An 11,882-nucleotide genomic window follows, 5' to 3' on the forward strand; every position below is an offset into this window, starting at 1 on the left:
ATAAGGGACGAATGCCTCAATGAAACGCTGTTTGGAACATTGCGCGACGCCCGCACAACGCTTGAAAAATGGCAGGAGGATTACAATTGGCGCAGACCACATTCAGCCTTGGCAAACCTGACACCGATGGAATTTTTGCAAAGAAAGGCAATGGACAAGCTGGCGGCCTAACGCCAAAGATTTAACCTCAAGGACTCCGCGCAAAACCGGAGGAGACTTGGGGCTCAGGTCACCGACAAGTTGGAAGCTGTCTGGTGAGCTTTGAGGTAAGTTGCGTCGATAGAAAACGTTTTGTTGTCCGGTGCTTCAGCAGCAAGCCCTTCCATGATCCGGGCAAACACCCCTATGTCACTCCACCGTTTCCAACGATTGTAGAGCGCCTTGGCGGGGCCGTATTCATAGAGCGCATCACGTCAGCGCAAGCCATTGCGATTGATGAAGATAATGCCACTAAAGACATGTCTATTATCAATGCGCGGTACGCCATGGCTCTTTGGAAAATAGGGCCGAAACCGCGCCATTTGATCTTCGTTCAGCCAGCAAAGATTGCTCATAAGGTCCCTCAGATTGAGGGCTATGAAACACTCAGCCATCTCAGCCTCAAGTAGATTAGTCGGTCCTGAGCCTAGAGAACAGGCGCGATTTGCGCTACCGTGAGGACACTGGACTTCATCAAATTCAACTAACCCCACTTGTTTGATCAAACTTGGAAAGTTCCAGCTATGTTCGGTCGAGTTTATGCATCGTAAGGAAGTTAGGTGTCACGGCCTCAGCTCAGACCAGGCAACCCCACCAACTTGCGACCCTCTTCTGTTTTCAGTGAGAAATCCTGGCCAAGGAATTCATCCCCGCCCGGTCCACACAGATAGCTGATCGTCTGCGCTACCCAGTCCGCAGGGATATGCGCCGACGGGTCGAGTTTGCTCACAGGATTGATGCCCGACGCCTTGATGGAGACCTGCATTTTCGTCGCCACGGTTCCGGGGCTCAGGCCAACAAGACGCACACCCTGATCGTGATATTCCTTATGGGCGACGCCGGTCAGCCGCAGCACCGCCGCTTTGGAGGCGCAGTAATGCGACCAGCCTTCGAGGAAGGAATTTGCAGCCCCTGATGAGATATTGATGATCGTGCCGCCACCCTGGGCAATCATGATCGGAATGGCATAGCGCAGCCCGTAATAGACGCCTTTGACATTGGTATCGATCACTTGGGTCCAGGCCTCGGGGTCACTGTCGGCAATCCGGGTGATCGGATCGATCAGCCCCGCATTGTTGACCAGAATATCGACGGTCGAAAACGTGGCCATTGTGCTGGTGATCAGCTCCTCAACCGCCGCGCGGTCGCTGACATCGCAGGTCTGCGCAATCGCCTCATGCCCCTCGGCGCGCAGCTCTGCTGCGATCCGCTCAATGTCCGCACCAGAGCGCGCGGCGAGCACAACTTTGGCGCCTTTTGCGGCAAGCTCACGGGCGGCTGCTTCGCCAATACCCCGGCTGGCGCCGGTGATGATCGCGGTTTTGTTGCTCAGATCTTGCATCATACTCACTCGTTTGGGCCTTTGAAGCCGTCAACGCGGCCCCAGTTGCAGGGAATGTTGGTGTCCGGCGTGCCGGCACAGTCGACCAGGTCGAAATGCATATCCAGATCGATCGACAGACCGGTGGGTGAGCCGAGGAAGGCGATGAAGTCCATGCCGTGGTCCAGACGCAGCAATTCGCCGGTGACCTCAAATCCCAGTACGGGCACCTCGTCATAGTGCGGAATGAACGCCGGGTAAGTCGTGTTGCGGACCAGCTCAAAATCCAGCGTCAACGGCGCGGTTTGGCCCCGCAGGGTCAGATCGCCGTGCAGTTTGCCCGATGTTGGGGTGAGCATCTCAACCTCGTAGGAAGCAAAGGTGATCTGCGGATTTTTCTCAGCATCCAGGTAGTCGCTTTGACGCAGATGGGTGTCGCGGCCCGCGTGGTTGCTGTCGACAGAACCCGCCTGCACGGTAAATGTGATCTTCGAATTGGTTGGATCGTCCGCGTCCAACATAAACGTGCCGCTGAAATCACGGAACTGCCCAACGGTGGAGCTGAGCCCCATGTGGTCGATCTCCCAACCCACATAGGCATGGCCAAGGTCCATGGTCCATTCCTTGGGCGCTGCGAAAACGGCAGTTGCCTGCGCCATCACAGCGGTGGTTGCGAGCAGTGTTAGGGTGCGTTTCATAACAAGGTCCCTGTTTGGGTTTCAGATGGTTTGATCCCTTAAGGGCAGCTTATTTACTGCGCACTCAGCGATAAATAATTGATGGAACCCTATATTCGTGTGATAGTCGCAGGAATGGACAGTTCAGCTCTCAAAACCATTTTGCGGGTCCGGGATATGGGCAGCATCGCAGGTGCCGCGCGGGCGCTGGATATGGATCCATCGTCGGTGTCGCGTATCGTGGCCGCAGTCGAGGCGGATCTTGGCGCGCGCCTTTTCCACCGCACCACCCGGCGTTTGACCGTGACCGAGGAGGGACAGCGCTATTTGCAGCGGGTGGCCCCCTTGCTGGATGAATTGGAAGCCGCCAAAGAAGAGGCCGCCAGCGCCCGGACACAGCCCAGCGGGCACTTGCGCCTTACGGCCTCGGTCGCGTTCAGCTGCAAGGTATTGATGCCGCTGTTGTTGCGGTTTCAGGAGGAATTCCCAAACATTGTGGTCGATCTGCAAAGCAGTGATGCCAACCTTGATCTGGTTGAAAACGGCATTGATCTGGCCATCCGCCTGGCCCCTTCGCCGCGCGGGGATCTGATTTCGACCCGGTTGATGCACACCCGCTACAAGGTGGTGGCAAGTCCGGATTATCTTCGCAGTGTCGCCACCTGTGACCACCCCGATGCCCTGCAACAGATGAACTGCCTGCGGTATTCGTTACGCGGATTGCAGGACATCTGGTGCTTTCGCAGCGAGACAGAGGATGCGTTTGACGTGCCAGTGCGCGGCAGCCCACTGGTGTCCAATGCCATTGCGCTGCGCGAAGCCGCCGTGTCTGGCGCGGGGGTTGCGTTGCTTGCGGATTGGTTGATTGACGCGGATTTGCAGGAGGGCACGCTGGTGCAGCTGTTTGCGGACTATCAAAGCACCTTGTCAGAATTTGATACCGCCGCCTGGATGTTGTTTCCGGACCGGATGTACCTGCCGCGCAAAGTTCGGGTGCTGATCGATTTCCTGAAACGTGAGTTACGCGACGTCTAGGCCGATTCTAGGTAAGGTTTGCCGGAAGATGCCCGTTGATGTGGTTCCAAAAGGCGGGAGGTTTTGCTATCGACCGCGATGTGCGAATGTATAATTCAAAAAACTGCATATTTATAAAAGAGGGCAATTCATGAGTCCGACCGAACGACAAAAAATGGCAGCGGGTGAATGGTATACGTGCTTAGATGACGAACTGGCCGCGCTGCGCGAAACGGCCCGAGGGGCGGTGTTTGAACATAATTCGTTGCCGCCAAACGAACGGGGCAAATTGGGCCCTAAACTGCGCGCGCTGATGGATGCGCCAAGTGCGCTGGTAGAGACACCGTTTCACTGCACCTACGGCTACAATATTAAGCTTGGCAAAGATGTTTTCCTGAATGCCGGCTGCACGATTTTGGACTGCGCCCCGGTGACCATCGAAGAGCAAGCCCTGCTTGGTCCCTATGTGCAGATCTATTGCGCCGAGCATCATATGGATCCCGTAAAACGCAGCGTCGAAGGGTTGGAGATTGCCAAACCCGTCCATATCGGCAAACGCGCCTGGATCGGTGGCGGAGCGATTATTCTGGCGGGCGTGACGATTGGCGACGGCGCAGTTGTTGGTGCCGGCAGCATTGTCACCAAAGACGTCGCCGCGGGGCAGGTGGTGGTCGGAAACCCGGCGCGTCCCACGCGTATTGGCTAGACAGGGTCGCATCGATACGACCTGCAAACAGATCCTGGTTGGCTTCGTCCTGAGTCTGGTAAACACGAATTCCGGCGTCAGCAAGGTATTGCTGCGCGTATGCCTGGTGAACTGTCGATGCCTGCACAGCGAGGGTTTCCCCATTCAGCGATTCCGGTGTCGGTGCGATGTCAAAGGGTTTGTCGGCCACAACAACCGTCGGCGTGTTGTAATAAGCATCAGAGAAGTCGATGGTCTTCAACCGTTCTTCGGTGATCGACATCGAAGTCATGATCACGTCGATCTGCTTGCCGGTCAGCGATGGAATGACCCCGCCCCATGCCACAGACGTGATCACACAGTCCAGCTCGCCTGCGGCGCAGACAGCTTTGATCACTTCGATTACCAACTCATTCGCCTTCGGCATTCAACGAAGAAAACGGCGGGTAGGGTTCAGTCGCGATGCAGATTTTCACTGGTTCCGCAGCCGCAAGGCCTGCCATCAGCACGCTGGCGGCAGCTGTCGTCGTAAATAGAGCTTTGAGTTTCATTATACTCTCCTTGTTGATGAGATTTGTTTTTGAGGTTTAATTCAGTCCATACACAGAGCTGAGAAACTGCTTCAGCCGCTCAGATTGTGGATTGTCAAAGATCTGGTCTTGTGGACCTTGTTTCTCGATGCGACCTTGATACAGGTAGACAACGTGGTTCGCGACTTCGCGCGCAAATTTCATCTCATGGGTGACCAGCAACATGGTGCGGCCCTCACAGGCCAGGCTCCGGATCGCGTTCAGCACTTCGCCAACCAGCTCGGGGGCCGGCGTCGATGTGGGTTCGTCAAACAACATCGCGCTCGGATCCACCGCCGCAGCGGATGCTTTGGCGCTTTGGGTGGAAAAAGGCGAAAAATCCGAACCGCGCCGCTTTGGCCCTGAACTGGCTTTGCGCGCCTCAACCCAAGGGGTTGGGTGAGGGCTGTTTCGTCAAAGTCTTGTTAAGTCCACAGCGCTGCAGGGGTCACAGGTCGATTTCAACGTCCGGCAGTTCCAGCGCTTTCATCATCTCGCGCAGTTCCTGACGGGCCGCAACGTTTGAGATATTGAGCTGTTTCACGCCGATGTCTTTGAGATCCAGAAGGGTCAGACCACGGGGGAACAATTCCCGGAAAATAACCCGCTCCGAGAAGCCTGGCGCGACGCGAAAGCCAATCCGCTTGGACAGCATTTTGACGGCGCGCTCCATCTTTTCCTTGTTGACCATCCGCTGGGTGCCCACACGGTTGCGGATCACGATCCAGTCGATGGGTTTCAACCCGGCCTGCGAGCGCAGCTGACGGGCGTTCCACACCATTTCGGAATAGACCGACGGCCCCAGGATCTTGTCCCCTTTTTGGTCGGTGCGCGCCAAAAGGTCAAAGTCGACAAAACTGTCGTTCAACGGCGTGATCAACGTATCCGCCAGCGAATGCGCCACCTGGCTCAGACGGGTGTGGGAGCCGGGGCAGTCGATCAGGATAAAATCCACCCGAGGCTCCAGATCCGAAATCGCCGCTGACAGCCGGTGGTCATAGACGTTTTCATTGGGCCCCAGCGTGCTTTCTTCGATTTCCGGCAGCTCGGTCAGCTCAATAAAGGGCAGCTCAACCCCGGTTTCCGCGATGAATGATTTTCGGTTCTCAAGGTATCGCCCCAGCGAACGCTGGCGCAAATCCATATCCAAAACGGCGATCGTGCGACCCATCCGGGCTAAAGTGGTTGCGACGTGCATCGAAACCGTGGATTTCCCAGCACCGCCCTTTTCGTTCCCCACAACGATAATATGCGCCATGACTGCCCCGTTATCCCAGATATTGCAGAAAGCTTGTTGTTAGAGACTATAGCTTGTCCCAATTCAAAGGGAAAGATTCTGCGGCACTTCTCTTCTGGTTTATTGGTTAACGCGCGCGATTAACGGGCCAGGGCGATAAACCACAAAAAACGCCGCCCCAAAGTGGAGCGACGTTTCGGTGCGAAACCGTGGTCGATGGGTGATTAGAAGCCCAGACCTTCGTATTTCTTTTTGAACTTGGACACACGGCCACCAGCGTCCATCAGACGGGTGTTGCCGCCGGTCCATGCCGGGTGTGCGGAAGGATCAATATCCAGCGCCAGTTGGTCGCCTTCTTTGCCCCAGGTCGACTTCATTTTGACGATGGTGCCATCGGTCATTTTGACGTCGATCAAGTGGTAGTCGGGATGAGTATCGGCTTTCATTGAACCACTCCTTAGGCTTTTTGGGGCTTGTAGTTGGTGTCTTCGGCAATACGTGCCGATTTACCACGACGTGCACGCAGGTAGTACAGTTTGGCGCGACGCACGCGGCCACGACGGACTACGGTGATGCTGTCGATATTGGTGGAGTGCAGTGGGAATACCCGCTCAACGCCTTCACCAAAAGAAATCTTGCGAACGGTGAACGAACCCGCAATGCCAACGCCGTTTTTACGGCTGATGCAAACGCCTTCGTAGTTCTGGACGCGCGAACGCGAACCTTCGGTCACCTTGTAGCCGACGCGAATGGTGTCACCGGCTTTGAAATCGGGGATGTCGTTCCCCAGGGCGGCAATTTGTTCCGCCTCTAGCTGTGCGATCAGATCCATGTGATCGTCTCCTATTTTGCTCGTGGTTTTGTCCACGAAGGTGATTTCACGTCCCAGAGCTCTGTGCTTTCACCGGGTCCGCTGATTTCCGTTTCGCACCGAAACCGCGCCCGCCAGAGATGATCCGACATTCTTTTTAAGTAGGCTTCTTCCATTCCGTCCTGATCGAAAGAGATCCGGCATACCAAATGCAAAAAGATCCGTGCGACTCAGATAGCGAGTGCCGGATGGGCGGTTCATAGGCGGAAAGACCCATGTTTGCAAGGCGGTTTCGCAGCGAAACGGTTGCCAAAGCAGCGCGCGGTCGGGTCAGGAATTGGTAAGGACATAGACCGGAAATTGGTTAGGACACTGCTCGGGCCCAGCGACGGTACATACTGTGACCTGTGATGTGGTCCAATAGAATGAAATCTATAAACAATTGTTACTTTCTCAGTCTGCGATCTTTACCCGCAGCTTAACCTTTGCTGCGAGACTGCAGGCAATGTTTCCTTCAGGGCGATTTCGTCATGCGCAAGTTTTTCAAAATATTCGTTTATTCCACCGCTCTGTTGGCGATTACGGTGACGTCGTTCTGGGTGGTCTTTCGCGTCTCGGTTCCGATCGTTGAAAGCCTGATGGAAGCGGATACGCGCAAGCAATCGGAACTGTGGCATCGTCGGGTGATCATGCATCTGGACGATCCTGACCGTACGTTTGCCGACAAAGCGTTGACAGAAGAAGACATCGAATATCTGACGCTGTTGCCTGAGGCCTCGGATGTCTATCTGTTCAAACTGTATGATATGGCAGGGCAGGTAATCTGGTCCACGCGTCCCCATGAAATTGGCACGGCAGCGCCGGACTATTTTCCCTTTGATGTGATTGCCGAAGGGCAGGTCTCGTATCGTCGGGAGCAGAAACCCTCATCAGAGATAGACGGGTTGGCGTTACATGCGCTGCATCAGGATGTTTCCATCCATGAGGTGGCCGAGATTTTTGAGCCCGTGATCTCGGACGGGAGTGTGATTGGTGTGATGGAGTTTTACACCGATATTACCGGTGCACGGGACAGTTTCCTGATGCGGGTGCGGGCGTTGTTGTCGGTGCTGACGGCGGCGGCGCTGGCCACGATGGGGATTGTGTCGATCATCGTCTACCGCGCGAACCGTCGCCAGTATCAGGCGCTGAAACAGCAATCCAGCAGTGAAAAAGAAATGATGAGCGAGCAGCTGCGGCTGGCGCGCGATGTCAAATTGCTGGGGGAGTTGAACGAATGGCTGCAATCCAGCCGCTCCCTGGATGAGCTGTTTGGCATGGTTGAACGGTTTATGACCCATATCCTGCCCAATGCTGAGGGCAGCGTTTATGTCTATTCCAACTCGCGTGATGTGTTGGATGGTTGGGCCAGTTGGAATGGTGGGTCGCACAAGGACCACATCCATCCCGAGGAATGTTGGGGGCTGCGGCGCGGTCGCACCTATGAATATGGCACCAACGAGATCAATTTTACCTGCGAACATGCAGTGCCGCATAATGACAACCCCTATTTCTGTTTCCCGATCCTGGCGCATGGGGAAACGGTGGGGTTGCTGCATTTGCGGTCCAAACATAAATCCGCCGATGCCTTTATGATTGATCGCAGCCTGGCGCAGATGTGTTCCGAGCAGATCTCCATGGCGATTGCCAATGTGCGCATGCGCGACGAGCTGCATGACCAATCCGTGCGTGATCCGCTAACGGGTCTGTTCAATCGACGCCATATGACCGAGACCTTGCGCAAATCCATCAATGACAGCGAACGCTCGGGCGATGAATTTGCGGTGATTGCGGTGGATGTGGACCACTTTAAGAAGTTCAACGACACCCATGGCCATGATGCGGGCGATATGGTTCTGCGGGCTGTGGGCTCTGCCTTGGAGCAGGACTGCGACGGCGATGATGTGGCCTGCCGCCCCGGAGGCGAGGAGTTTACCGTGATCGTGCCCCATTGCGATGCGGATGCGGCCTTGGCCCGTGCTGAGGCGCTGCGCCGCCGGGTTGAGAACATCAAGGTGCGCTATGGCGAAAAGACACTGCCGCGGGTCACGATCTCGATTGGGGTGTCCAATTACCCGGCCCAGGGCACATTGCCGCAATTCCTGCTGCGTTCCGCCGATGAGGCCCTGTACGAGGCCAAGGCGCTGGGCCGCAACCGCGTGGTGATGGCCGACAACGTCTCGCCGTCCGAGGGTGGTCTGGTGGGCGAAGCCGGGCGCGGGTCTGGCGATTGGGAGATGCCCGAGCACGTGGCGCAAGATGACAAGAAGGCAAGCTGAGGGGCTGATGAGCGGGCCCGGGTTACCCGGCCAGCAGTCGCAGCCCTTTGGTCACGTCTGATCGCACCGCAAGGCGCAGGCTGGGTTCATCCCCGGCCTTGAGCGCGGCAATGATCAGGCGGTGATCCTGGGGTGGCTCGGTCCGGCGCAGACGGCCATAGAGCGCGCGCATGGTGGGGCCAAGCTGCAGCCAGACGGTTTCCGCCATCGCCAGCATCGCAGGCGCCTGGGCGCGCAGGTAAAGCGTGCGGTGAAATTCCAGATTGGTGCGGATATAGCCCACCGCATCGCGTTTCGCGACCATTTCGGCCACGTTGGAATTGATCGTCTGCAACCGGTCGATCAGCGCCATATGGGCGCGGGGCAGGGCGCGCGAGGCCAGTTCGACCTCGATCAAGGCGCGCAGGGCAGCCAGCTCTTCGATCCGTTCATTGCTCAGCTCCGGGGTCGAGACGCGGCCCGATGACGACAGGAACAAGGCCCCTTCGGCCACCAATCGGCGCACAGCTTCGCGCGCCGGGGTCATCGAGACACCAAAATCCCGGCCAATGCCGCGCAGGGTCAGCGCTTCGCCCGGCGCGACCTCTCCATGCATGATACGGGTGCGCAGGGCGCGGTAGACGCGGTCATGGGCGGCCGTGGTGACTTCGGTATTGGGGCGTGTGGGCAATGTCATGGCTCTGCATGTGATCACAAATCGCCAGTTGGTCAACCGCAAAGCACGCGATGCTCCGATATGCCGCGTCACAGCGCAGCCAGAGATTGCCGAGATCGGGGGAATGCGATACCTCACGTAGATCATGAGCGAGACACCGATCCTATATTCCTTTCGCCGCTGCCCCTATGCGATGCGCGCCCGTCTTGGTCTGGCGTCGGCCCAGATCCTGGTTGAGCTGCGCGAAGTGGTGCTGCGCGACAAGCCTGCGGCGTTTCTGGCGGCGTCGCCCACGGGCACAGTGCCCTGTCTGCAGACGGAAGGCGCGGTGATTGACGAAAGCTTTGACATCATGCGCTGGGCGCTGGGCCAGTCGGACCCGGAGGGCTGGCTGAATATGCCTGCGCAGGGTCTCGCATGGATCGAGGAGGCTGACGGCCCGTTCAAACGCGCCCTGGACCGGACGAAATACCCCACCCGCTATCCCGGTGAAGGCCCCGAAGCCCATCGCGCGGTGGCGCATGCGTTCCTCGCGCGCCTTGATGCGCAGATCGAGACTTGGATCTTTGACCGCCCCACATTGGCGGATTTTGCGATCCTGCCCTTTGTGCGACAGTTCGCCTTTATCGACAAAACGCGGTTTGACGCGCAGGACTGGCCGTCGCTGCAGGGGTGGTTGGAGCGTTTCCTGACCTCGGACCGGTTCACAGCTGTGATGGACAAATACCCGCAGTGGCAGGACGGCGACGCACCCACCGCCTTTCCCTGATTATTCGAACCGATAGCGGTGCAGCTCGCCCCCATTGGCGGTGAGCCATTTGCGTGGTGGCTCATAATTGCCAAACAAGCGCGTCACCTGATCCCAGAAGGCGCGCGAATGGTTCATCTCGGCCAGATGGGCGACCTCATGCGCGGCCACATAGCGCAAGACATCCGGTGGCGCGAGGATCAGCCGCCAGGAATACATCAACGCCCCATCCGACGAACATGACCCCCAACGCGACCGCGTATCGCGCAAGGTCAGTCGGTCGTAGTTGCGCCCCAAACGGCGCGCATAGTGGTCCGAGGCCTCGGCCAGCCGGTCACGCGCCAGCTCGCGCAGGTAGCGCTGTAAACTGCGTCCCAGCGCGGCTGTGGGCACGGCAATGGTCTGGGGCTCCAGGATCACCCGACGCCCCGGCGCGGCGATCACCTGGCGCGGCGTGCCATCCACCGGGATCATACTGCCGAGGGCGACCTGAACCTGACCCGGTTGGCGCGCCAGATGTTTGCGGATCCAGTCTTCTTTCTCGGCCGCGAACTCCAACGCGGCCTCAGCCCGCAAGCGTTCCGGCAGGGTCAACGTCACCCGACCATCCAACGCAGACACCCGAAGCGAGATCCGCCGCGCCCGTGCCGACCGGCGCAGGGTCAGTGGAATTGGTGGATCCCCGGGTAAGTGATGGTCGCTCATTCGATGTCCCTTGTTCGCAAAGGCTTTGACAGTCAAACCCTCATATGGCAAGGCACCTGAATCGTCGATACGACTCACAGCATAATCAAGGGGACATCACATGCCCAAGGAAGAATGGGGCGTCAAACGCGTCTGCCCAACCACTGGCAAGCGTTTCTACGACCTGAACAAGAACCCGGTTGTCAGCCCGTACTCGGGTGAAATCGTTGAGCTGAACACCGGCAAGTCCCGCATGATCGAAGCGGACGCCGAAGATGCAGCGAGCGCGAAGGCCAAAGAAGGCGCCGATACCGATGAGGTCGTTCTGGAAGATGACGATGACACGGTTGACGTGGATCTGGGCGATGACGTTCTGGATGATGACGACGACGAGGATAGCGTGCCTCTGGATGAGCTGGCCGATGTGGCCGCACCGGACGACGATTCCTGAGTTGACCCAAAATCGCTGCGTCCCATAGGGGAAGTGGTAGACCAAAGAGGAGGCTTCATGGCCTCCTCTTTTGCGTTTTAGCGCCTTGGGTTGCAGGGTAGGGCACATCGTTGCAGGTGGTGCAGGGCGCGCGGCTGCTATCTGCATGAAAAATCACAAGTCGCTTGCATTTTCCTCTTGCGGAGGTCCGGATCTGGGCTTAAACGACCTCTCACACCGAAGGAGCATAGGCTCAGACGGTTGGAAGGGGCCTTAGCTCAGCTGGGAGAGCGCCTGCATGGCATGCAGGAGGTCAGCGGTTCGATCCCGCTAGGCTCCACCAATTCTTTCCTGTAAATGATCACATAGTTCTGCTTTTTTGGTCAGATATGCTGCCTCTGGCTGAGCGAAGCGTGGTTCCTCTACAGTAATCTCAGTCAGCTAACTGATGTTCACGCTTTGTACTCCTTTGTGCTCCATGGGCGGATTAATGCAGACGTTCGCTGCGCGCTCGTGTAGGAGCGTAATCGGGAGA

General features: G+C 57.4%; 13 protein-coding genes, 1 tRNA gene and 3 pseudogenes. 7 read left to right on the forward strand and 10 right to left on the reverse strand.

Annotated elements, in window-relative coordinates; genetic code table 11:
* Positions 1-171, forward strand: a complete 171-nt coding sequence (locus KMP13_RS16505; protein ID WP_435370368.1) for an integrase core domain-containing protein — start codon at positions 1-3, stop codon at positions 169-171.
* A 59-nt stretch (positions 172-230) separates the two neighbouring features.
* Here the strand turns inward: KMP13_RS16505 and KMP13_RS20635 are convergent.
* From KMP13_RS20635 to KMP13_RS16520, 3 genes and pseudogenes are all read right to left on the reverse strand, one after another.
* A pseudogene (locus tag KMP13_RS20635) lies at positions 231-554 on the reverse strand (transposase); the annotation flags it as partial.
* Between the two features lie 215 nt (positions 555-769).
* Positions 770-1,540, reverse strand: coding sequence for an SDR family oxidoreductase (locus KMP13_RS16515; protein WP_215267095.1), 771 nt, complete (start codon positions 1,538-1,540; stop codon positions 770-772).
* A 5-nt stretch (positions 1,541-1,545) separates the two neighbouring features.
* Positions 1,546-2,217 carry a YceI family protein gene (locus KMP13_RS16520; protein WP_215267084.1) on the reverse strand — a complete coding sequence of 224 codons (672 nt, stop codon included), beginning with the start codon at positions 2,215-2,217 and terminating at the stop codon, positions 1,546-1,548.
* Positions 2,218-2,298: 81 nt separating this feature from the next.
* On the opposite strand from KMP13_RS16520, the gene KMP13_RS16525 reads away from it, so the two are divergent.
* Entirely contained in the window at positions 2,299-3,231 is a 933-nt protein-coding gene (locus tag KMP13_RS16525; RefSeq protein ID WP_251363910.1) for a LysR family transcriptional regulator, read from the forward strand.
* Positions 3,232-3,361: 130 nt separating this feature from the next.
* Positions 3,362-3,916, forward strand: coding sequence for a sugar O-acetyltransferase (locus KMP13_RS16530; protein ID WP_215267085.1), 555 nt, complete (start codon positions 3,362-3,364; stop codon positions 3,914-3,916).
* On the opposite strand, the pseudogene KMP13_RS16535 reads toward KMP13_RS16530, so the two are convergent.
* From KMP13_RS16535 to rplS, 5 genes and pseudogenes are all read right to left on the reverse strand, one after another.
* Positions 3,903-4,446: pseudogene (locus tag KMP13_RS16535) on the reverse strand (transporter substrate-binding domain-containing protein); the annotation flags it as partial. The gene KMP13_RS16530 and the pseudogene KMP13_RS16535 overlap by 14 nt on opposite strands.
* A 36-nt stretch (positions 4,447-4,482) precedes the next feature.
* Positions 4,483-4,785 (reverse strand): annotated as a pseudogene (locus KMP13_RS16540) (histidine/lysine/arginine/ornithine ABC transporter ATP-binding protein); the annotation flags it as partial.
* A gap of 127 nt (positions 4,786-4,912) precedes the next feature.
* Positions 4,913-5,722: a division plane positioning ATPase MipZ gene (locus tag KMP13_RS16545; RefSeq protein ID WP_215267086.1), complete on the reverse strand. Its 810-nt coding sequence runs from the start codon at positions 5,720-5,722 to the stop codon at positions 4,913-4,915.
* 203 nt (positions 5,723-5,925) lie between these two features.
* Entirely contained in the window at positions 5,926-6,147 is a 222-nt protein-coding gene (gene rpmE / locus KMP13_RS16550) for a 50S ribosomal protein L31 (protein ID WP_215267087.1), read from the reverse strand.
* A gap of 11 nt (positions 6,148-6,158) precedes the next feature.
* Positions 6,159-6,533 carry a 50S ribosomal protein L19 gene (gene rplS / locus KMP13_RS16555; protein ID WP_215267088.1) on the reverse strand — a complete coding sequence of 125 codons (375 nt, stop codon included), beginning with the start codon at positions 6,531-6,533 and terminating at the stop codon, positions 6,159-6,161.
* Positions 6,534-7,042: 509 nt separating this feature from the next.
* On the opposite strand from rplS, the gene KMP13_RS16560 reads away from it, so the two are divergent.
* Positions 7,043-8,830 carry a sensor domain-containing diguanylate cyclase gene (locus KMP13_RS16560; RefSeq protein WP_215267089.1) on the forward strand — a complete coding sequence of 596 codons (1,788 nt, stop codon included), beginning with the start codon at positions 7,043-7,045 and terminating at the stop codon, positions 8,828-8,830.
* Between the two features lie 22 nt (positions 8,831-8,852).
* Here KMP13_RS16560 and KMP13_RS16565 read toward each other — a convergent pair whose 3' ends face one another.
* Entirely contained in the window at positions 8,853-9,506 is a 654-nt protein-coding gene (locus KMP13_RS16565; RefSeq protein ID WP_215267090.1) for a GntR family transcriptional regulator, read from the reverse strand.
* A 124-nt stretch (positions 9,507-9,630) separates the two neighbouring features.
* On the opposite strand from KMP13_RS16565, the gene KMP13_RS16570 reads away from it, so the two are divergent.
* The gene (locus KMP13_RS16570) at positions 9,631-10,254 is read left to right on the forward strand and encodes a glutathione S-transferase (RefSeq protein WP_215267091.1); all 624 of its coding nucleotides are present in this window, start codon (positions 9,631-9,633) and stop codon (positions 10,252-10,254) included.
* On the opposite strand, the gene KMP13_RS16575 is transcribed toward KMP13_RS16570, so the two are convergent.
* The gene (locus KMP13_RS16575; protein WP_215267092.1) at positions 10,255-10,938 is read right to left on the reverse strand and encodes a M48 family metallopeptidase; all 684 of its coding nucleotides are present in this window, start codon (positions 10,936-10,938) and stop codon (positions 10,255-10,257) included. It abuts the gene before it with no gap.
* A 100-nt stretch (positions 10,939-11,038) separates the two neighbouring features.
* On the opposite strand from KMP13_RS16575, the gene KMP13_RS16580 reads away from it, so the two are divergent.
* On the forward strand, positions 11,039-11,368 hold the full coding sequence (locus KMP13_RS16580; RefSeq protein ID WP_215267093.1) for a TIGR02300 family protein: 330 nt from the start codon (positions 11,039-11,041) through the stop codon (positions 11,366-11,368).
* 246 nt (positions 11,369-11,614) lie between these two features.
* A tRNA-Ala gene (locus tag KMP13_RS16585) sits at positions 11,615-11,690 on the forward strand.
* The last annotated feature ends 192 nt before the right edge of the window (positions 11,691-11,882 follow it).

The organism is Epibacterium ulvae (assembly GCF_018678075.1).
Taxonomy (GTDB): Bacteria; Pseudomonadota; Alphaproteobacteria; order Rhodobacterales; family Rhodobacteraceae; genus Epibacterium; species Epibacterium ulvae_A.

Bases quoted from the DNA above. Each gene is read 5' to 3' on its own strand.
- KMP13_RS16560 (WP_215267089.1), top strand. From the start codon at position 7,043: ATGCGCAAGTTTTTCAAAATATTCGTTTATTCCACCGCTCTGTTGGCG.
- KMP13_RS16580 (WP_215267093.1), top strand. From the start codon at position 11,039: ATGCCCAAGGAAGAATGGGGCGTCAAACGCGTCTGCCCAACCACTGGC.
- KMP13_RS16570 (WP_215267091.1), top strand. From the start codon at position 9,631: ATGAGCGAGACACCGATCCTATATTCCTTTCGCCGCTGCCCCTATGCG.
- KMP13_RS16515 (WP_215267095.1), bottom strand. From the start codon at position 1,540: ATGCAAGATCTGAGCAACAAAACCGCGATCATCACCGGCGCCAGCCGG.
- KMP13_RS16520 (WP_215267084.1), bottom strand. From the start codon at position 2,217: ATGAAACGCACCCTAACACTGCTCGCAACCACCGCTGTGATGGCGCAG.
- KMP13_RS16565 (WP_215267090.1), bottom strand. From the start codon at position 9,506: ATGACATTGCCCACACGCCCCAATACCGAAGTCACCACGGCCGCCCAT.
- rplS (WP_215267088.1), bottom strand. From the start codon at position 6,533: ATGGATCTGATCGCACAGCTAGAGGCGGAACAAATTGCCGCCCTGGGG.
- KMP13_RS16575 (WP_215267092.1), bottom strand. From the start codon at position 10,938: ATGAGCGACCATCACTTACCCGGGGATCCACCAATTCCACTGACCCTG.
- KMP13_RS16530 (WP_215267085.1), top strand. From the start codon at position 3,362: ATGAGTCCGACCGAACGACAAAAAATGGCAGCGGGTGAATGGTATACG.
- rpmE (WP_215267087.1), bottom strand. From the start codon at position 6,147: ATGAAAGCCGATACTCATCCCGACTACCACTTGATCGACGTCAAAATG.
- KMP13_RS16525 (WP_251363910.1), top strand. From the start codon at position 2,299: ATGGAACCCTATATTCGTGTGATAGTCGCAGGAATGGACAGTTCAGCT.
- KMP13_RS16545 (WP_215267086.1), bottom strand. From the start codon at position 5,722: ATGGCGCATATTATCGTTGTGGGGAACGAAAAGGGCGGTGCTGGGAAA.